This window comes from Pseudomonas sp. 21615526 (genome assembly GCF_013386245.1).
In the GTDB taxonomy this organism is placed as follows: domain Bacteria; phylum Pseudomonadota; class Gammaproteobacteria; order Pseudomonadales; family Pseudomonadaceae; genus Aquipseudomonas.
The window spans coordinates 22,242-41,695 of sequence record NZ_JACAOM010000076.1 but is presented as its reverse complement, the minus strand read 5'-3'; the positions used below and the strand labels follow the sequence as shown (position 1 = coordinate 41,695).

Genomic DNA, 19,454 nt, shown 5'->3' with positions numbered 1-19,454 from the left:
TCGCAGCCCAACGCGGGGCAAGCCCGCTCACCACAGCAAGCCCGCTCCCACATTTTGATCCGGTTGAGTCAGGGAAACCGGGTTACTTGCCCGGCACCAGCGTCAACCGCGTCTTCCCGTACACCCCGTCAAAGTTCTGTGGCTGCATCGGGAAGCTCAGGTATTGCGCCTTCAGCCACGGGTCGATGCCATTGGCATAGTTCGGGCTGGCCGGGTTGCCGGATTGGCCGATGCCGCTTTGGCCCATCATCGGTTCCGCCAGGCCGAAGTCGACAATCATCCGCAGCGCCGGCACCTGGGTCGTGTCGAAACTCTGGCCCCAGCTATACGGTGCGCTGTTCAGGGTGTTGTGATCGCCGCCCGCGGCCAGTGGGCCGCGAATGGCCTGGCCGCTGGTGTTCTTCCAGGTGTAGCTGTGCAGTTTGCCCCACTGCCAGGCCTTGTGATCGGCGCCCAGCGCGCTGTCGCCTGCGGTGATCGCGGCGGCCAGGCTGCGGGCGAGGATCGCCGGCTTGTCGGTTTTCTGCCCGGTGCGGGCGTCATTCCAGAACGGGCTGTCTTCGCGCCCCAGCAGGTGGTCGGCCACCGCCGAGTACGACAGGTTGGCGTTACCGATGAAGGCTTTCCAGGTGGCGCTGTTTTCCGGACCGAGTTCGTCGAGGAAAATCTGCTTGGCGCTTTCCTGCAGGAACAACTCATAAATCGCCGCGTCGGCGGAGGTGGATGCCAGCCGACCGTCGAAGGCCATCAGGCGGCTCAGTGCTTCCCGCGCCTTGGCCTGGTCTGCCACCGGCAATCCATCGATCGCCTGTTTCAGCGGCTGGGCCATGCCCGGCGCCTGGAACATGCTCTTGAGCTTGGCGGCAAACGTGGTGGTCTGGTCGTACTGCATGGCAATCATGCTGCGGCTGTCATGCTTGCTGCTGCCGGCCAGTTGCGCGATACGTTCGGCGCGTTCCGGCGCGGCCCACGAGTTGGACAGTTGCATGCCGTAGCCACGGGGAATGGTGCGCTGGTTGGCCGTGCCGATCCAACCCTGGGCCGGGTCCTGATCGTAGGGGTGCAGCATCGCGTCGGCGTAGCCATCCCAGTCGAAACGCCCGTCCCAGCCCGGCGATGGCACCAGGCCTTCGCCTTCACGGCGGTTGGGGAACCGCCCGGTCACTTGCCAGCCAATGCTGCTGGCGTCGGCGAAGACCATGTTCAAGGCAATTGCGCGAATTTCCCGGGTGGCGTCAGACGCTTTACCGGCGGTTTGCGCACGGGACAGGTCGAAGAACGCGTCCAGGCTCTTGTCGTCCTTGAAATCGGCGGTTTGCAACGCCAGGCCGTAGCCGCTGGTCAGCGACTGGGCACTGTTGAGCAGCGGCCCGTGGCGGGTTTCGTACACCGCTTCGCGAATCGGCCGCTGGCCCTTGGCGAAGTAGGTTTCATTGCGCACGATGGCGGGCAGCCATTTGCCGTTGTTTTCGTAGTACAGCGCGTTGCCCTGGCGCTTGACCTTCTCCAGGAATACGTCCTGGGTGTCACCCGAGACCTGGCTCATGCTCCAGGCCACCTTGCCGTTGAAGCCGGAAAGCAGGGTTGGCAAACCGGCGATGGACACACCGGCGGCCTGGTATTTCGGCGAGCGGATCTGCACGTAGTTCCACAGCGACGGGGCCTGCATCGAGGTCGACAGGTCATTGGCCAGCAGGCTCTTGTTACTGCGGCTGCGCTGCGGGCCGATCGCCCAGTTGCTGGAGCTGGACGTGCCCAGGGTGTTGAGGGTGTCGAGGTGCTCGCTGAGGCTGGTCAGCGCAGCGAGGCCCGGGATCTGGCCCAGGTTGATGCCCTTGAGCTTGTCGGACTCGGCCACTGGCAGCGGTTCATCCGGGTAGCTCGGGGTCAGCCAGGCGAGTTTGTCGGCACCGACTTTTTGCGCGAGCACCAATGACGACAGCTCTTCCTGCAAGTTGGTCGATTCGCTGAAATTCAGCAGGCAGAACAGCAGCGCCGAATCTTCCGGCTTCCAGTATTCAGGCTTGTAGCCAGTCTGGGCCAGGTCTGGCGGCAGCTTGTCGCGGTAGCGGAACAGGTAGGCGTTGACCCCGCGCGCATACACCTCAAAGAAGCGCTTGAGGCGCGGCGACGAGGCGTTATAAAGCTCGCCGGCGCTTTTGCGCAGGTTGACCGCCCGCATGAAACGGTCGACATCCAGCACATCCGGCCCGGACATTTCCGCCAGGCGGCCCTGGGCCAGCAGGCGCAGGGTGACCATCTGGGTGATGCGGTCGCTGGCGTGCACGTAGCCCAGGGTGAACAGCGCATCGTGGAAGGTGCTGCTTTCAATCAGCGGGATGCCCTGGCTGTTGCGGCGCACCGAAACGTTCTGCGCCAGGCCCTTGATCGGCTGTACGCCGGAAACCGGAGGCAGGGTGTCTTGGGTGCTCTGTAACTGGCAACCGGCCAGGCCCAAGGCACTGGCAATTGCCGCGGCAACGCCGAACCGGGGAAGAAAGTGTGAGAGGGCTGGCGAGGCCATGGCAAAGCTCCTGCGGGGGGTAGCGTCAGTAAAGGCGCTACGTTAGTGAGCGCGGCGAAACGACGCAAGCGGGAGGCGATGCTTATTTCAGGATTTGCGTAAGGTTTCCAGTCGGGCACAAATCAGTGTGGGAGCGGGCTTGCTCGCGAATGCGGTGTATCAGCTAAAAGAGTTGTGGCTGATCCACCGCATTCGCGAGCAAGCCCGCTCCCACATTTTGATCCCGTTGACCTTCAGGATTTTGGCGGATTGACCTTCTGCACCAGCTCATAGGCACGCACCGTCGCCGGGCGTTGCTTGATGTGGTTGAACCAGCGTTCTACATGTGGGAAGTCTTCCAGCTTCTGGCTCTGCCACTTGTGGGAAACGATCCACGGGTAGATCGCCATGTCGGCAATGCTGTATTCCTCGCCGGCCACGAACGTGCGGTCGGCCAGGCGCCGGTCCAGCACGCCATACAGGCGGGCGGTCTCATCCACATAGCGTTTGATCGCGTAGGGAATCTTTTCCGGGGCGAACTGGCTGAAGTGGTGATTTTGGCCGGCCATCGGCCCCAGGCCACCCATTTGCCAGAACAGCCATTGCAGCGCTTCCTGACGACCACGCAGGTCCTGGGGAATGAACTTGCCGGTTTTTTCCGCGAGGTACAGCAGGATCGCACCGGATTCGAACAGGGAAATCGGCGCGCCGCCGTCGGTCGGGTTCTGATCGACGATGGCCGGGATGCGGTTATTGGGGGCGATCTTCAGGAAGTCGGGCTTGAACTGATCGCCCTGGCCGATGTTGATCGGGTGTACCTCGTAAGGCAGGCCGGCTTCTTCCAGGAACAACGACACTTTGTGACCGTTGGGGGTGGTCCAGTAATACAGGTCGATCATGAAGCTCTCCAAGGGTGGTGACGCTTGAGCGAATGCCTGTAGGTATAGGTGATGTTAGGGTGACGAAAATTCAATGAAACATTTGGGTCTATCGATATGGAAATTCGTGCGGGCGCAGCGTTGATTCTGATTGACCAGCAAAAAGGCATTCACCATCCCAGGCTGGGACGGCGCAATAATCCGCACGCCGAGGAGCGCATGCAGGCGTTGCTGGCGCATTGGCGGCGCGAAGGCTGGCCGGTGATTCATGTGCAGCATCTGTCCCATTCACCGGAATCGGTGTTCTGGCCGCAGCAGTCGGGGGTGGAGTTTCAGGATGCATTTATTCCGCAGGCGGGTGAGCAGTTGATCCAGAAACGGGTGCCGGACGCATTTTGTGGGACGGGGCTGGAAGCGAGGTTGCATGAGGCCGGGCTTCGGCAAGTGGTGCTGGTGGGCGTGGCCACCCATAACTCGGTGGAGGCCACGGCCCGCAGTGCCGGCAACCTGGGGTTTGAGACGTGGGTTATCGAAGATGCCTGCTACACCTTCGACAAGGCGGACTTTTTCGGGCAGATGCATTCGGCGCAGGCGGTACATGCCATGTCGTTGGGCAACCTGCACGGCGAGTACGCCACAGTGATTTCCTCCAAACAGTTGCTGGAGTGACCGTTGTGGCGAGGGAGCTTGCTCCCGCTGGACCAGGCTGGAGCTCCAGTGCGAAGCGCTCCCGAGTGCCTCACCTCAGTCCGCCTGAAGACGCGCGTGCACAGATTTTGGGGCTGCTACGCAGCCCAACGGGAGCAAGCTCCCTCGCCACAGAGGATCTAAGCCACCGCGCCGTCCACCAACACCTGCAACGTTTGTTGTGAGCATCGCTCGATGCGTACCCGCACACCATAGACTTCGGCAAACAGCGCCGTATCCAGCACGTCATCCGCCGCGCCACTGGCGTACAGCCGGCCCTGGCGCAGCACCGCGATATGGTCGGCATAGCGCGCCGCGAGGTTGATGTCGTGCAGCACCACCACGGCGATCAGGTTGTGTTCCCGCACCAGGTCGCGCACGCAATCCATGACCTTCAACTGGTAGTTCAAGTCCAGCGCACTGGTGGGTTCATCCAGCAGCATCACCTGTGGCCGGCGCGCAATCAGTTGCGCCAGGCTGACCAGTTGCCGCTGGCCGCCGGATAACGTGCTCAATAGCTGATCCGCCAGATGAGCGATGCCAATCCTTTGCAACGCATCAAAGGCCTCGCGCATGCACGCGTCGCTTGAAAGCGCAATGCCCTCGACGTTCGCCACCCGCAGCGCCGCGATCACGCTTTCCATCACACTCAGGCTCAAGCCCGGCGGAAGATTTTGCGGCATATAGGTCACACGCCGGGCGCGTTCACCGACGGACATTTTCGTCAGGTCCAGGTCACCCAATCTGACAACGCCCTGCATCTTTTCCAGCCCCGCCACCGCCCTCAGCAACGTCGACTTGCCCGCACCGTTCGGCCCGATCAACGCGGTCAGGCTACCGTGGGCCAAGGTTGGCAAACTCAGGTCATGCACAATCTGGCGCCGGCCGTAGCTGACCTGGGCGTTCTGAATCGACAGCCCGCTGCTCATAACTGCCTCCCGCGCTTGAACACCAGCAACACGAAAATCGGCACGCCCACCAGCGCGGTGACGATACCCACGGGTACGATCACCCCGGGCATGATCAGCTTGCTGGCGATGGATGACAGCGACAACAGTAACGCGCCGACAAGCGCGCTGGCCGGCAGCAGGAAGCGCTGGTCTTCACCCACCAGAATCCGCGCGATGTGCGGACCCACCAGGCCGATAAATCCGATGGTTCCCACAAACGCCACGGCGGTGGCCGACAGCAGGCTGATACGCAACAACGAGAAAAACCGCAGGCGCTTCACATCGACACCGAAGCTTTGCGCGCGGTCTTCGCCCATGCGCAACAGGGTCAGGCGTGGCGCGGCCGCGAAGGAAAAGGGCATGACCACGGCGACCACCAACGCGAGGATGCCGAGCTTGTCCCAGTTGGCCCGGGTCACGCTGCCCAGGGTCCAGAACACCAGTTGTTGCAGCACATCTTCGGTGGCGACCAGTTGCAACAGGGCGACCACCGCGTTGCAACTGAACACCAGGGCAATCCCGAATAGCACCAGGCTTTCCACCCCGGCACCGCGCAGGCGCGACATGGCTTGCAGCAAAAAGACCGAGGCGGCGGCAAACACAAAAGCCGAAATGGAAATCGCCGTATTGGCCGACACCCACAGCGTCGTCACCGGAAACACAATCACCAGGGACGCGCCCAACGCCGCCGCCGAGGAAACCCCCAGGGTGAATGGACTGGCGAGCGGGTTGTTAAGGATCGCCTGCATCTCGGCGCCCGCCAGCGACAGCGCGCAACCGACCAACACCGCCATCAAGGCGTAGGGCAGGCGCACGTTCCAGATGATCACCTGGTCGGTGGCGCTCAGGTGGGCCGGGTGCAGCAAGCCATCGAGCAGGGCGCCAAGGCCCATGCCCGACGGGCCGCTGGCCAGGTCCACGAGGATCGCGCACATCAGCGCGCCACCCAGCAGGGCCAGCAGCCAGCAACGACGCGCGAGCAGGCGGCGATAGCCTTGGCTGGCGGTGGCGAGGTCGAGGGTTTGAGTGGTCATTGGATTCGCAGCCTTGAAAACGACGAAAATCCCTGCCGGTACACGGTCAGTGTGGGAGCTGGCTTGCCTGCGATGGCGATGGTGAATCCAACACCGCTATCGCAGGCAAGCCAGCTCCCACAGGAACCGTGTCCAGGCAGGGAATGGGTTGTGAGCCTTAGTTACTTGGCCTTGCCATCAATCCAGTAAGCACCCTGCAGCGGCATGCCGAGGAACTGTTGGTTCATCGCTTCCATGGTCGCCTTGGGATCCAGCTTGGCGAACAATTCCGGATGCACCCACTTGGCCAGCGCTTCAATCGCCAGCAGGTTGTACGGCGAGTTGTAGAAGTCATGCCACAGACCGTGGGAATTGCCCTCACGAATCGCCCGAAGGTTCACAAACTCAGGGCGGGCCAGCACGGTATCAAACGCGGCACGCGCGTCTTCGTTGCTCACGCCAGCACCCAGAATCAACCCGGGCTTGTGATTGCCGGTGGCCACATACACATCCGGGTTAGCTTTCAGCGCGTACTCGACACTGATATCTCCCAGCGCCCCCGGCACCACGTCGGCGGCGATGTTGCGCCCGCCCACCAGCTTGATCACTTCACCCATGCCGCTCTTGCCAGTGGTGTGCCCCGGTGCCTGCCAGGCGCCGGCGAGCAATTCCAGGAACACGCTCGGGCGCGGCCCGGCCGGCAAGGTGGCGACGGCGTCGGTGATCACCTTGATGTGCTGGTCATAAAAGTCGAGGAACGCCTTGGCCTGGGTTTCCCGGCCCAGGGCCTGACCCAGGGCGGTCATGCTGGCGTGGGTGCCTTGCACCGGGTTGATGCGGAAGTCGACGAACAACACTGCAATGCCCGCCTTGGCCAACACGTCCGCCACCGGGCTGTGTTCAGTCGGGCCATGGCCGGAAATGCTGAACACCGCCAGGTCCGGTTTCAGCGAAAGAATTTCCTCGGCGCTGACGCTTTGCTCCGACGCCTGGCCAATCAGCGGAATGTCTTTTACCGTCGGAAATTTCGCCACGTAGGCGTTATAGGTGTGGGCGTCCAACAGTTTCAAGTCATTCTGCCAGCCGACAATCCGTTGGAATGGCGCGTCCTTGTCCAGCAAGGCAAAGGCCGAAATCAGCCGGCCTTCGCCGAGCACCACGCGCTGCACGTGGTCTGGCACCTCGACCTTGCGGCCCAGCACGTCGGTGACTTCATGGGCGGCGGCGGTTTCGGCGTGGCCGAGGATCAGCACGGCAAACAGCGCGCCCAGCTTGAGGAAGTTGCGGGGTTTCAGCATGGCGAGAACTCCAGGTGAAGGCGGCGCATCAGACATCGCTCCAGCGCCGCAAAAGGTTGTGATAGGCGCCGCTCAGTTGCAGCAGCGCGTGGTCGTCGGCGTGTTGCGCGGTGAGGCGTTGAATCGCCACGTCCATGTCCAGCAGCAGTTGGCGCTGGCTGTCTTCGCGCACCAGGCTTTCGACCCAGAAGAAACTGGCGATGCGCTCGCCGCGGGTGACCGGGTTGATCTTGTGCAAACTGCTGCCGGGATAAATCAGCAGGTGCCCGGCGGGCAGCTTCACCGCGTGCTCGCCGAAGGTGTCGCGGATCACCAGTTCGCCGCCGTCGTAGCTGGCCGGATCAGCCAGGAACAAGGTGGCGGAGATGTCGGTGCGCACCCGTTCGCGCACACCCTTGAGGCCGCGAATCGCATTGTCGATATGCCAGTCGAAGGCTTCGCCGCCGCTGTAGCGGTTGAACAGCGGCGGGTAGATTTTCTTCGGCAAGGCGGCGGACATGAACAGCGCGTTGTCCGACAGCCGCGACAGAATCTGCTCACCCAGGCGAATCGCTACCGGCGCGTCTTCCGACAGCTGCCGGTTGTTTTTCGCCATGGCCGAGCGTTGCCCGGCAGTGACCTTGCCGTCGACCCACGGTTGATCGAGCAGGGTGGCGACGGCCACCGCGACTTCTTCGGCACTCAACAGGCCGGGGATTTCGATCAGCACGGCTTAAAACTCATAGTCGACACTGGCGGTGAGCGTGCGCCCGGCGCCCGGAATGCCGTAGAGCTGGAAGCCGTCCAGGGACGCGCCGATCTGGCTGTAGTAGAACTTGTTAAACACGTTGTTCAGGTTGAGGTTGACCGTGGTTTGCCTGGTCACTTTGTATTGCGCAGCCACGTTGTTGAGCCAGTAGCCGGGGGCCTTTTCGTGGTCACGGGTGTAGATCGCGTACACGCCGGACGGGCCGGTGGCGTAGCTGCTGTTGTTGTTCAGGCCGCCGACGTATTTGTTGTCGCTGTAGCGGCGGCGTCCTACGTATTGCGCGCCGTAACTCAGGCTCAGGTCGTCGGTGACGGCGTAGGTGGTCCACAGGTTGGCGGTCAGGTCGGGAACGTTCTTGGCTTCCTCGCCTTTGTTGGCCCCTTTGGTCTGGGTGCTTTTCAGCGCGGAGAACCCGCTGTACACCGTCCAGCGCGGGCTGATATTGCCTTGCAGGCCCAGTTCCACACCGTCTACGCGCTTGGCGGGGAGGGCGCGTACCGGAGCGCTTTCGCCGTCCTGGTATTCCCAGGAGTTGTCCAGTTCGGTGCGGAAGATCGCGGCGGTGACGTTCAGCAGGTCGTGGGCAATGTCCCACTTGGTGCCGATCTCGTAGGTCTTCGACTTGGCCGGGGTGTAGTTGCTGGTGCTCGCGGCGCCGTAGATCTGGTTGTTGGTCGACGCACCCAGGGCTGACGGTTGTGCCGCTTCGCTGTAGGACACGTAGATGCTGCCGTTAGGCAACGGCTTGTACACCGCGCCGACCCGGCCGCTCACGGCACCGTCGGTGCTGTCGATGGACGCTTGGCCACGCTGGGTGGTTTTGGCCTGCCAGTTGTCGTAGCGCAGGGAGCCGAGCACTTGCCACTGTTCATTCAGGGTGACGGTATCGCCCAGGTAGATGCCGGCGTTGTCGATCACTGAGCGTGGCTGGCCTTCACCCTTGGTCACTTCGCTGCTGGCGAAGCTGTGGTTCGGGTCGTTCATGTCGAAGAACAGATCGCCGGCCGGCACTTCGGCGTTGCGTTTCAGGCCGCCGTAGGTCTCGTGATAGAACTCGAGCCCGCTGACCACCGCGTGTTCCAGCCCGCCGGTATTGAGCTTGAAGGCGAAGTCGGTCTGGTTGTCGAGGATGGTGTAGCGCGTCGACTGGCCGACGTCGCTCCCTCGCAAAATACCGTAGGCGGTGTTACCGCTGTTGGCGTATCCCGGGTAGGCATTTACCGTGCTGCCGGGCACTTGGCTGATCGGTCCTACGCCGGTGTAGCCCAAGGTCGCACAGCGCGTGCCGGTGCAGGTTTTTTGGCCATTGCCGTTGGCGGCGAAGAAGCGCGCGGGCGAGAGCACCGCGAAGTTGTCGGTGCGTTCCCACTTGGTCTGGTTCTTCAGGGTCGCTTCGTTCCAGTCGAAATCATGCTCGAAGCGGGTGGTCAGCGAAGTGGTTTTGGTCTGCTGGGTGTACAGGTGCGAGTCGCCATACCAGTTGGAGCGCTTGACTCCCGGCATGCGGTCGCCGTCGGTGCCGCGCTGGATCGGCACACCGCCGTCCGGCGTGTTGTCGTCCTTCTGGTAGAAGGTGTCGATAAACAGGCGGGTGTCGGTGCCCAGGCCGAAGCCGAGGGAGGTCGCGATGCCCCAGCGGTCGTAGTCCACGTCGTCACGCTCGGCCACCTGGTTGTAGTGCTTCATCAGGTTGATGCGCAGGGCGGTGGTGTCATTCAGTTGTTGGTTGAAATCGCCGGTGAGGCGGCGGTAGCTGTCGGTGCCGATGCCGGCCGAGAGTTTGTTGGCATCCCCCAGATGCGCCTCTTTACTCACCAGGTTGACGCTGCCGCCTACCGCGGAAACGCCGGATTCGATCGAGCCGGTGCCCTTGAACACTTCTGCCTGTTGCAGGTTGAAGGTGTCGGTGCGGGTCGATTGGCCGGCATCGCGCACACCGTCGACGGTCAGGCTCTGCTCCGAGGAAAACCCGCGAATCGAAAACAGGTCGCCCCAGCCCAGGTTGCCTTCGCCGGACATGAAGGTGATGCCCGGCACGTTGCGCAACACTTCCTGCAAGGTCTGCGCGTTTTGCTCCTTGAGCACTTGCTGCGGGACGATGGTTACGCTTTGCGGGGCATCAAGCAGCGGCTGGCTGATTTTTGCCGAGGTCACCCGGTCGACTTTAAAGGCGGAAGTGGCTTCACCGTCGATCTTGATTTCCGGCAGGCTCAGCACTGAATCATTCGACGCCGCCACCGGCGCATCGGCCCAGGCGGTGGGAGAAACGCTGCCGGCGGCAAGCAGGCCGAACATCGGCGCAAGGGTAGATTGCAGCGACAGGGCGCGCGGGGTAGGCAATGGCATTCGGAGTGACCTAGGCTAAATTACAATTAATCTCATTTAGATTCGGTAGTCTAAAGACCGATACCGGCCGCCATGCCGTGGCTTTGTAATGTGGATGCGTGATTACCGCTTCCCACAACATTCCATTACATTTGCGCGTACTCCTGGCTGAAGTTTCGGCTATCTCCTGCCTTTTGAGTTTCGGACGAATTGCCCCATGGCCAAGCAAGACCACCTGCTGATCGTTGATGACGACCCGCAAATCCGCCAATTGCTGTGCGACTACCTGAGTGACGCCGGCTTCCAGGTGTCCACCGCCGGCGACGGCAAGGAAATGCGCCGCCGCCTGGCGCTGAATGTCATCGACCTGATCGTCCTCGACCTGATGTTGCCCGGCGAAGACGGCCTGAGTTTGTGCCGCGAATTGCGCGTCAGCTCCAACACGCCGGTGATCATGCTCACCGCCAAGGGCACGCTGATCGACCGGATCGTCGGCCTGGAAATCGGCGCCGACGATTACCTGCCCAAGCCGTTCGACCCGCGGGAGTTGCTGGTGCGGATCAAGGTGGTGCTGCGCCGGGTGCAGAGTTTTCCGGACCGGGCGCGGCTCGATGAAGCACCGAGCATCAGCTTTGCCGGCTGGCAGCTGGACACCCGGGCCCGCCAATTGCTTTCGCCGGAAGGCGTGGTGGTCAGCCTCGGCAACTCCGATTACCGGGTGTTGCGCCTGTTGTTGCAGCATCCCAACCGGCCGCTGAGCCGCGACTTTTTGCTCAACCACGTGTTCGACAAAGACAGCACGCCGTTCGACCGCTCGATTGATGTGTGCGTCAGCCGACTGCGCTCGCAGTTGCCGGCCGGGTTGATCAAGACCGTGCGCAACGAGGGTTACATGCTCACCGCCGACGACGTGGCGCTGCAATCGTGAAACTGCTGCCGCGTTCGCTGTTCGGCCGGCTGGTGCTGATCCTGGTCAGCGGCATGCTCGCGGCCCAGGCCCTGACCAGCAGCATCTGGTACGACATGCGCCACGGCCAGGTGCTGGAAATCCCCAGCCGGCTGATCGCCACGCGGCTGGCGGACGTGGTGCGGTTGGTACACAGCGATCCGGCGCAGGCGGATGTGCTGATCAAGCTGCTTGATACGCCGCGCTTTCGCCTGACCCTGAGTGACCAGGCCAGTGATGTGACAAGCAGCATCAGCGACAGCGACCAGGCCACCGAGCGCTTGCTGAATAAAGTGCTCTCGGAGAAAACCGGCTACACCCAGAACCTGCATCTGTTGAGCCTCAAGCTGCTGGATGCCGAGGGCCAGCATGCCGGGCTGTCGACTCTGCTCAGCTCCAGGCCTGTGGTGGGGCAATTCCTGATTGACCTGCGTTTGCCGGACGGGCGCTGGCTGCAGGTGCAGGCCACCGAGGAACAAGGCTGGACCAGTACTTCGCCGATGGACTTGCTGTTCGATTACGTGATGCGCATTTATCTGCTGCGGGTATTGGTGCTGGTGATCATTGCCCTGGTGGCGGTGCGCCTGGCCATTCGCCCGCTCAACGCCCTGGCCAAGGCTGCCGAAGCCTTGGGCCGGGACATCCAGCGGCCACCGCTGGCCCTCGATGGGCCCACCGAAGTGCGCCGCGCCGCCCAGGCGTTCAACGCCATGCAGCAGCGGCTGATCGCCAATATCGCCGAGCGGACGCGCTTCCTGGCGGCGATTTCCCACGACCTGCGCTCGCCCATTACGCGCCTGCGGTTACGTACGGAAATGCTCGACGACAACCGCACCAAGGAACGTTTTCGCAGCGACCTGGAAGAAATGGAGCACATGGTTTCCAGCACCCTGGACTTCGTCAGCAGCGGCGAAATCAACGAGAAGCGCCAGAACATCGACATCAACGCCTTGCTGCAAAGCTTGCAGGCGGACCTGCAGGACGTGGGCGAGACGGTGACGATAGAAGGGCGGGCCAAACAGCCATTGCCGGGGTATGCCCGCAGTCTCAAGCGTTGTGTGCAGAACCTGCTGGAGAACGCGGTGCGTTATGGCTCCGAGGTGGTGGTGCGGGTAGAAGACAAGGCGGACAGCTTGAAGATTGTCATCAGCGACCGTGGGCCGGGGATTCCCCAGGAACAACTGGAACAGGTGATGGAGCCGTTTTACCGGGTGGAAGGCTCACGCAATGTGGAAACCGGTGGTTACGGGCTGGGGCTGAGTATCGCGCATACGATCGCCAGTGCCCATGACGGGCGGTTGAGCTTGAGCAATCGGGAGGGTGGGGGGTTGGAGGTGGTGTTGGAGTTTCAGCGCAAATCCTGGCCTTGAAATGCAGGCTAAATGTGGGAGCGGGCTTGCTCGCGAAAGCGGTGTATCAGTAACAGAGAGGTTGACTGACACTGCGCTTTCGCGAGCAAGCCCGCTCCCACATTTGGATGTGCAGTGTCTCGAGAATCGGGTCTCTTAACTCAAGCCCCGTGGCACTTCTTGAATTTCTTCTCGCTGCCGCACGGGCAAGGATCGTTACGACCCACGTCCTTCAACGTATTGCGCACCGGCTCCTGGTGAGCGTGGCCGCAGTTCGGGCCGTGGACATGGCCGTGGTCGTGATCATGATGATCGTGATCGTGGTTGCAGTCGGGACCATGGACATGGGGTTGCTGAGTCATCGATGTCGCTCCGGAATAAAATCGCCGGGGATTATCTCGCCATTGCGCAACACCTGCACGTCGTTCCCGATAAATAAACCGGTTTTCAACTCGCCTTCAAGACGATAGGGCACGGGATCGCGCGGATTTTTCAGCATGTCGACCACATCGCGGATCTGCGGCCACAGGTTGGTGCGCACCGATACCCGGAAAAAAGCGTGGCTGTGGGGTGGCACGGTCAGCCATTCGTTGGACTCGCCTTCGGTCAGCACCATCGTGCCGAGGCTGACCTTGTAAACCAGGCCGCGTACGGTCAGGTCGTTGTCGTCACGGTTATCCACGCGGAAATACAGCTTGAACTTCTGCTCCAGCAACTTGACCCGCACGGGGTCGACCTTGACCAGACGCACCTCGGGGGCGGGCGTATCGTCGGCGAACCACGACGCGCAGCCGGAGAGCCCCAGCATCAATGCCAGCAGAAGGCTGTAAGTCCTGAATACCCGCGCCTGAGAAACCATGCCGTTACTCCGTGTGAAGAGTCAGCATAGCAAGCGAGAGCCTGTCGGGTATCAATGAATGTCAGAGGTAGCCGGAACAGCACTTCTTGAATTTCTGCCCGCTGCCACACACGCAGGCGTCATTACGCCCGGCCTTCACGTCCACTGTCGGGTCGATAAAGTACCAGTGCTCATTGTTCTGTACGAAAGATGAGCGCTCGCGGTGGCTGTGTTCGCCGGTGCTGTCATGCCAGCGAGCGGTAAAGGTCACGAAGGCGTGTTCCGGCTGGCCGCCGAACACCTCGGAGCTTTCCACTGAAAGGCCCAGCCAGGTGCTTTGGGCGCTCCAGGCGCCGATGGCGGCCGTGTCCAGCCCGGCTTGCTGCGCAGGCAGGGTGGTTGCCACCAGGTAGTCCACCAGTCCCAACACGTAGGCGCTGTAGCGCGAACGCATCAGCGCTTCGGCGCAGGGGGCCGGGTGGCCGGCGTGATAATGACCGCAGCAGGCATCCAGCAGGTTGCCACTGCCGCAGGGGCAAATGGATGTACTCATTGGGTTACCACCAATACTTTCCAAAGTTTTGCGGGTTGGCCCAGAAGCGGGCGTTCAGCCAATCCGGCACCTGTTTATAGTCAAGCAGATCATAGGTAAACAGCGTCAAAACCTGACCGTCGCGCTGGAAGCGTTCGCTGGCTTGCAGGGCCAGGGAGAAGAAGTCGGTGTCTTTCCAGTGGCAGGCCTCCAGGTCCACCAGCACCGCAATGCGACTGGCATTGAGGTTGCGGATGCCCCCCAGCAGGGTCAGGCCCGCAGGTTTTGACAGGTGTTCCAGGCAATCGACCACTAGCGCCAGGTCAAAACGCTGGGCCGCGAGGTCGGTGGGCAAGGGGCCGGGCTCGGCGAAGGACACCACGGTATCCGGGTGTGCTTCCTTAAAGGCATCCAGCGCCGGGAACTGGCTGGCGCCCAATAACAACAGGCGTTTGGGCGCGTGAAGATCAAGCAGCGCAGCGAGCGCTTGCTGGGGTGTACGGGAAGAAATACCGGCAGTCATCGAAGATCCTCACATCAGGACCGTAGAGACTAGCCTGCCTGAGCGTGCGGGCCTAGAGCGGGCGGCGAGAATAAACCGCTCGGCCCAATGAATACTGGGGTGTGACACGCTGGCGCAGATGAAAAGAGCCGTCTTTACTCCACTCGTCGGCCCCCGCCGATCCCCTCAGGAGAAAGTCAGATGAGCATCATGCGGACAGCTCTACCCTTGGTTCTGCTAACCGGAGTATTGACAGGTTGCGCAGGCTTGCAAAAAACCGACTGGCCCACCTGTGCCGCCGTCGGCGGTGTGACAGGTGCTGCCATTGGTGCGACCCAAAGCTCGTCCTATGCAGGCTACGGCGCACTGCTGATTGGCGGCATGGCTGGCGCCTATTGCTGGGTGCATGGCGACGGTGACGAGGACGGCGATGGCGTACCGGACAGCCGCGACAAGTGCCCTGGCACGCCAAAAGGCGTGCAGGTCGACGCCAATGGCTGCCCTCCGGTGCCGGTAGCGGTGGTTCAAGAGGAAGTGGTGGTGGTCAAGGAAGAAACCATCGTGATTCGTGACGTGCACTTCGAGTTCGACTCCGCGAAGCTCACCGCTGCCGACAAAACCAAGCTCGACGTGATTGCCACCCGCCTGAAAAAAGAGGCCCCGAGTGCGCAGTTGCGCGTCAGCGGGCATACCGACAGTGTCGGTAAAGATGCCTACAACCAGAAGCTCTCTGAACGACGCGCTCATTCGGTGACCGACTACCTGGTCAGTTCCGGCATCCCGCGCAGCAGTTTTGTCTCCGTGACCGGCGCCGGCGAAAGCCACCCCGTAGCCGATAACAAAACCGCTGATGGCCGCGCGCTGAACCGCCGCGTGGAAATCCAGATCAACCGCTGACCCCGCCTCAAGGCCCCTGTGGAATCCCCAGGGGCCCCTTCATCAATTTTTTAATCCTTCACTGGCACAACGCCTGTAGAAGTCGTTACTGTGCGCCCAAAGAATAATGTGCAAGGGGAGCGTGCGGGATGAAGGTGTTTTGGGGGCTGGGTAAATTATTGACGTTGCTGTTCTGGGGCGTGGTGGTGGTCAACCTGATCACACCGCTGATCAACCCGTTCCACCTGTTGGTCAACCTGGCCGGCAGCCTGTTGTTGCTGACCCATGTTCTGGAACTGCTGTTGTTCAACGGCAGTGTGAAAACCCGTGCCCATCCCTGGCGTGACCGCTTGCAGATCCTGCTGGTGGGTATGTTCCATGTGCAGAGCTTTTCGACGCCGACACCGACTAATGATGTAAACAAGGAGGCCAATCATGCGTAAGGTTTTTCTGTTGGCCCTGCTGGTCAGCCCCATTGCCCTGGCCCAGAGCGTCAGCGTCGAGACCAACTCGTTGATGCGCCTGCCCAACAGCAGTGGTGTGTTGCAACTGGAGCGACTGGACGTGGCGGATTACGGCACCTTGCTGATTCCCGCCAATATCACCCAGGTGACCGTGGATGAACTGCACCTGGGCCGCGACGCGCGAATCGCCATCGTGCCCGGTAGCACCACGTTGCAACTGCAGGTGCGTCAGGCGCAGCTGGAGCAGGGCAGCCAGATCACCTCACGCGGCGCTCCCGGTACCCATGAGCGCCCGGCCAAGGCGGGGCGTGACCTGGTGTTGCGGATTAACTCGCTGACGGCCGATGAGCTGTCGGTGGATGCTCGCGGTGGCGCGGGTGCCCAGGGTTATGCCGGGCTGGATGGTGCCAACGGCGAAGACCCTGGCTGCACCTGGGGTTCGGCCGGGCGCGGTGCCAATGGCGACAACGGCGGCGACGGGCTGCCGGGCGCGGCGGGCGCGCAGGTCCGTGTGGAATTGCCGCAGGACTTCCCGGGCGAGAAGATCAAGGTCTGGGTGGACGGCGGAGCCGGTGGTTTGGCGGGCACGGCGGGCAAGCCGGGTAAAGGCGGGCAGTCCAAGGGGTGCCTGGTGTACCGCGCGGATGGCGGCGAAAAGGGCCGGGCCGGGTTGGAAGGGCAGCCGGGGCCAGCGGGGCCTGCGGGTGCTGTGACCATTCAGAGGCTCTGAGGCGACTGGCCTGACGCTTTCGCGAGCAAGCCCGCTCCCACATTTGAAACGCATTCCAAATGTGGGAGCGGGCTTGCTCGCGAAAGCGGTCTACTAGGCGCTTTAGAACATCGGCCGTGCCGAAGCAATCGCCACCAGCACCAACCCCACTATCAAGTTGATCCCCACCAATTTACGAATCTGCCCCAAGGCCGCAGCCCCGGCCGGCCAATCCTCAGCCGCCACCGCCACGCGCAGCTCCGGCAACTTCAGCGCCTGAATCCGGATAAACAGCGCCGTCATCACCACATATAGCCCCATCATGACCTGTACATAACGCGGCGCGGTCTCAAACCCGCTGAAGCGCAGTTGCAGCAGGCCGACACCGCTGATCGGCAACACCAGCACCGCCACCCAGACCCATACGAAAAAACGTTGAAACACATTTACCCAGAGTTTCAGCCGGGCCGGCCCGTCCAGCGCGGCCATGGCGGCGGGGCGCAGGATCATCCAGGCGAAAAACATACCGCCGACCCAGATCAGGGCGGCCAGTACATGCAGGGTGTAAGCGAAGCTAAAGACGGTCATTGGGGTACTCCGTTCTGCGCGGGATTAATTAGCGGGGTATGATAGCGGCCGATCCGAACCACTGAAAATTTATCCAGCGTTTTTTGCGCCCGACTATCCATGATCAGCACTGAACTCAAAACCACGATCCAGGGCGCCTACTCGCGTTTTCTCGAAGCCAAGAGCTTGAAACCGCGGTACGGCCAGCGCCTGATGATCGCCGAAGTCGCCAAGGTCCTCGGGGATATCGACACCGACGACGAAGGTCGGCGCAGTGGCGACCCCGCCGTGGTGGCCGTCGAGGCCGGCACCGGTACCGGTAAAACCGTGGCCTACAGCCTGGCGGCGATCCCCACCGCCAAGGCCGCCGGCAAGCGCCTGGTGATTGCCACTGCCACCGTCGCCCTGCAAGAGCAGATTGTCTACAAAGACCTGCCCGACCTGATGCGCAACAGCGGCCTGAATTTCACCTTCGCCCTGGCCAAGGGCCGTGGGCGCTATATGTGCCTGTCCAAGCTCGACGTGCTGTTGCAGGAAGGCCACGCGCAAACCGCCACTGCCTCGCTGTTCGAAGAAGAAGGCTTCAAGATCGAAGTCGATGAGGTCAGTCAGAAGCTGTTTACCAGCATGATCGAGAAACTGGCGGGCAATAAATGGGACGGCGACCGCGACAGCTGGCCCAATGCCCTGGAAGACGCCGACTGGGCGCGCCTGACCACCGATCACAGCCAGTGCACCAACCGGCATTGCCCCAACTTCGGCCAGTGCGCCTTCTACAAGGCCCGGGAGGGCATGGGCAAGGTCGACGTTATTGTCACCAACCATGACATGGTCCTCGCCGACCTGGCCCTGGGGGGCGGCGCCGTGTTGCCCGACCCGCGCGACACACTCTACGTGTTCGACGAAGGCCATCACCTGCCCGACAAGGCCATCGGCCACTTTGCTCACTACACGCGGCTGCGCTCCACCGCCGACTGGCTGGAAACCACGGCCAAGAACCTCACCAAGTTGCTCGCCCAGCACCCGCTGCCGGGCGACCTGGGCAAGTTGATCGAGCAGGTGCCGGAGCTGGCGCGGGAGATCAAGACCCAGCAGCAATTCATGTTCAGCGCCTGCGAGCAGGTGGCAGACTTCAAGCCCGGCGAAGACGTGGAAGGCCGCGAACGGCCGCGCCATCGTTTCGTTGGCGGGCTGATCCCCGAGCACATGCGCGAAATGGGCGTCGAGCTGAAAAAGGGCTTTTCGCGCCTGACCGACTTGTTCACCCGTCTCACCGATTTGCTCAAGGAAGGCATGGATGGCGAGGTCAATATCGGCATCGCCAGCAATCAGGCTGAAGAATGGTACCCGCTGTTTGGCAGCCTGCTGTCCCGTTCCCAGGGCAACTGGGAGTTGTGGACCGCCTTTACCGTCGAAGACCCGGAAGACAACCCGCCCATGGCCCGTTGGCTGACCCTGTCGGAAAGCGGTGCGCTGTTCGATATCGAGGTCAACGCCAGCCCGATCCTGGCGGCGGAAATGCTCCGACGCAATCTGTGGAACGTGGCCTACGGTGCCTTGGTCACCTCGGCTACGCTGACGGCCCTGGGCACCTTCGACCGCTTCCGCATGCGCGCCGGGCTGCCGAAGAAGGCCGTCACCGCCGTGGTGCCCAGCCCGTTCCATCACGCCGACGCCGGTGTGCTGCGGGTACCGGACCTCAAGGCCGACCCACGGGATGCGCCGGCCCATACGGCGGCGATCATTCGTGACCTGCCATCATTGGTGGAGGGCTCACGGGGCACGCTGGTGTTGTTCTCGTCCCGCAAACAGATGCAGGACGTGTTCGACGGCCTCGACCGTGACTGGCGCAAGCAAGTGTTTATCCAGGGCAACCTGTCGAAACAGGAAACCCTGAACAAGCACAAGGCGCGGGTGGATGGCGGCGATTCCAGCGTGCTGTTCGGCCTCGCGAGTTTCGCCGAGGGTGTGGATTTGCCCGGTGCCTACTGCGAACACGTGGTGATCGCCAAGATCCCGTTCTCCGTGCCGGATGATCCGGTGGAAGCCGCGTTGGCCGAATGGATCGAAGCCCGGGGCGGCAATCCGTTCATGGAGATCTCGGTGCCGGACGCTTCCTTGAAACTGGTCCAGGCCTGCGGCCGCCTGCTGCGTACCGAAGAAGATCGCGGCACCATCACCTTGCTTGACCGGCGTCTGGTTACCCAGCGCTATGGGAAAGCTATCCTGAATGCTTTACCGCCGTTTCGGCGGGAAATTTCTTAAGGCC

At 62.1% G+C, this 19,454-nt stretch carries 19 protein-coding genes; 7 read left to right on the top strand and 12 right to left on the bottom strand.

The window, feature by feature from the left end:
• Positions 1 to 82 precede the first annotated feature (82 nt).
• Both HX786_RS21960 and HX786_RS21955 read right to left on the bottom strand, forming a co-directional pair.
• Positions 83 to 2,524: a penicillin acylase family protein gene (locus HX786_RS21960; RefSeq protein WP_178912582.1), complete on the bottom strand. Its 2,442-nt coding sequence runs from the start codon at positions 2,522 to 2,524 to the stop codon at positions 83 to 85.
• A 233-nt stretch (positions 2,525 to 2,757) separates the two neighbouring features.
• Entirely contained in the window at positions 2,758 to 3,402 is a 645-nt protein-coding gene (locus tag HX786_RS21955) for a glutathione binding-like protein (RefSeq protein WP_003213676.1), read from the bottom strand.
• A 96-nt stretch (positions 3,403 to 3,498) separates the two neighbouring features.
• Between HX786_RS21955 and HX786_RS21950 the strand changes: the two genes are divergently transcribed.
• Complete coding sequence (locus HX786_RS21950) at positions 3,499 to 4,050, top strand: cysteine hydrolase family protein (protein ID WP_008432123.1); 552 nt, start codon at positions 3,499 to 3,501, stop codon at positions 4,048 to 4,050.
• A gap of 158 nt (positions 4,051 to 4,208) precedes the next feature.
• Here HX786_RS21950 and HX786_RS21945 read toward each other — a convergent pair whose 3' ends face one another.
• The 5 genes from HX786_RS21945 to HX786_RS21925 form a co-directional block, all read right to left on the bottom strand.
• The gene (locus tag HX786_RS21945) at positions 4,209 to 4,997 is read right to left on the bottom strand and encodes an ABC transporter ATP-binding protein (protein WP_008432120.1); all 789 of its coding nucleotides are present in this window, start codon (positions 4,995 to 4,997) and stop codon (positions 4,209 to 4,211) included.
• On the bottom strand, positions 4,994 to 6,052 hold the full coding sequence (locus HX786_RS21940; protein ID WP_134325843.1) for an iron ABC transporter permease: 1,059 nt from the start codon (positions 6,050 to 6,052) through the stop codon (positions 4,994 to 4,996). The genes HX786_RS21945 and HX786_RS21940 overlap by 4 nt, the downstream gene beginning before the upstream one ends.
• A gap of 161 nt (positions 6,053 to 6,213) precedes the next feature.
• A complete protein-coding gene (locus HX786_RS21935) occupies positions 6,214 to 7,329 on the bottom strand; it encodes an ABC transporter substrate-binding protein (protein ID WP_178912581.1) in 1,116 nt (371 codons plus the stop codon).
• A gap of 28 nt (positions 7,330 to 7,357) precedes the next feature.
• Positions 7,358 to 8,038 carry a Fe2+-dependent dioxygenase gene (locus tag HX786_RS21930; protein WP_003213688.1) on the bottom strand — a complete coding sequence of 227 codons (681 nt, stop codon included), beginning with the start codon at positions 8,036 to 8,038 and terminating at the stop codon, positions 7,358 to 7,360.
• Positions 8,039 to 8,041: 3 nt separating this feature from the next.
• A complete protein-coding gene (locus HX786_RS21925) occupies positions 8,042 to 10,423 on the bottom strand; it encodes a TonB-dependent siderophore receptor (protein ID WP_178912580.1) in 2,382 nt (793 codons plus the stop codon).
• A 196-nt stretch (positions 10,424 to 10,619) separates the two neighbouring features.
• Between HX786_RS21925 and HX786_RS21920 the strand changes: the two genes are divergently transcribed.
• Complete coding sequence (locus HX786_RS21920) at positions 10,620 to 11,330, top strand: response regulator (RefSeq protein ID WP_003213692.1); 711 nt, start codon at positions 10,620 to 10,622, stop codon at positions 11,328 to 11,330.
• Complete coding sequence (locus HX786_RS21915; protein ID WP_087694265.1) at positions 11,327 to 12,718, top strand: ATP-binding protein; 1,392 nt, start codon at positions 11,327 to 11,329, stop codon at positions 12,716 to 12,718. The genes HX786_RS21920 and HX786_RS21915 overlap by 4 nt, the downstream gene beginning before the upstream one ends.
• A 140-nt stretch (positions 12,719 to 12,858) precedes the next feature.
• Here HX786_RS21915 and HX786_RS21910 read toward each other — a convergent pair whose 3' ends face one another.
• The 4 genes from HX786_RS21910 to HX786_RS21895 form a co-directional block, all read right to left on the bottom strand.
• Positions 12,859 to 13,059 carry an SEC-C metal-binding domain-containing protein gene (locus HX786_RS21910; protein WP_003213695.1) on the bottom strand — a complete coding sequence of 67 codons (201 nt, stop codon included), beginning with the start codon at positions 13,057 to 13,059 and terminating at the stop codon, positions 12,859 to 12,861.
• Positions 13,056 to 13,556 (bottom strand): LEA type 2 family protein, encoded by a 501-nt coding sequence (locus HX786_RS21905; protein WP_003213697.1) that lies wholly within the window; start codon positions 13,554 to 13,556, stop codon positions 13,056 to 13,058. The genes HX786_RS21910 and HX786_RS21905 overlap by 4 nt, the downstream gene beginning before the upstream one ends.
• A 61-nt stretch (positions 13,557 to 13,617) precedes the next feature.
• Positions 13,618 to 14,088: a YchJ family protein gene (locus HX786_RS21900; protein ID WP_003213699.1), complete on the bottom strand. Its 471-nt coding sequence runs from the start codon at positions 14,086 to 14,088 to the stop codon at positions 13,618 to 13,620.
• 4 nt (positions 14,089 to 14,092) lie between these two features.
• A complete protein-coding gene (locus HX786_RS21895; RefSeq protein ID WP_178912579.1) occupies positions 14,093 to 14,590 on the bottom strand; it encodes a DUF6231 family protein in 498 nt (165 codons plus the stop codon).
• Positions 14,591 to 14,770: 180 nt separating this feature from the next.
• Here HX786_RS21895 and HX786_RS21890 point away from each other — a divergent pair, with 180 nt between their 5' ends.
• From HX786_RS21890 to HX786_RS21880, 3 genes are all read left to right on the top strand, one after another.
• Positions 14,771 to 15,466, top strand: coding sequence for an OmpA family protein (locus HX786_RS21890; RefSeq protein WP_008432103.1), 696 nt, complete (start codon positions 14,771 to 14,773; stop codon positions 15,464 to 15,466).
• 128 nt (positions 15,467 to 15,594) lie between these two features.
• Entirely contained in the window at positions 15,595 to 15,888 is a 294-nt protein-coding gene (locus HX786_RS21885; protein ID WP_177123375.1) for a DUF1145 domain-containing protein, read from the top strand.
• A complete protein-coding gene (locus HX786_RS21880; RefSeq protein ID WP_003213707.1) occupies positions 15,881 to 16,639 on the top strand; it encodes a hypothetical protein in 759 nt (252 codons plus the stop codon). The genes HX786_RS21885 and HX786_RS21880 overlap by 8 nt, the downstream gene beginning before the upstream one ends.
• Before the next feature lie 102 nt (positions 16,640 to 16,741).
• Here HX786_RS21880 and HX786_RS21875 read toward each other — a convergent pair whose 3' ends face one another.
• Positions 16,742 to 17,206 carry a CopD family protein gene (locus HX786_RS21875; protein ID WP_003213709.1) on the bottom strand — a complete coding sequence of 155 codons (465 nt, stop codon included), beginning with the start codon at positions 17,204 to 17,206 and terminating at the stop codon, positions 16,742 to 16,744.
• 99 nt (positions 17,207 to 17,305) lie between these two features.
• On the opposite strand from HX786_RS21875, the gene dinG reads away from it, so the two are divergent.
• Positions 17,306 to 19,450, top strand: a complete 2,145-nt coding sequence (gene dinG / locus HX786_RS21870; RefSeq protein ID WP_008432096.1) for an ATP-dependent DNA helicase DinG — start codon at positions 17,306 to 17,308, stop codon at positions 19,448 to 19,450.
• The last annotated feature ends 4 nt before the right edge of the window (positions 19,451 to 19,454 follow it).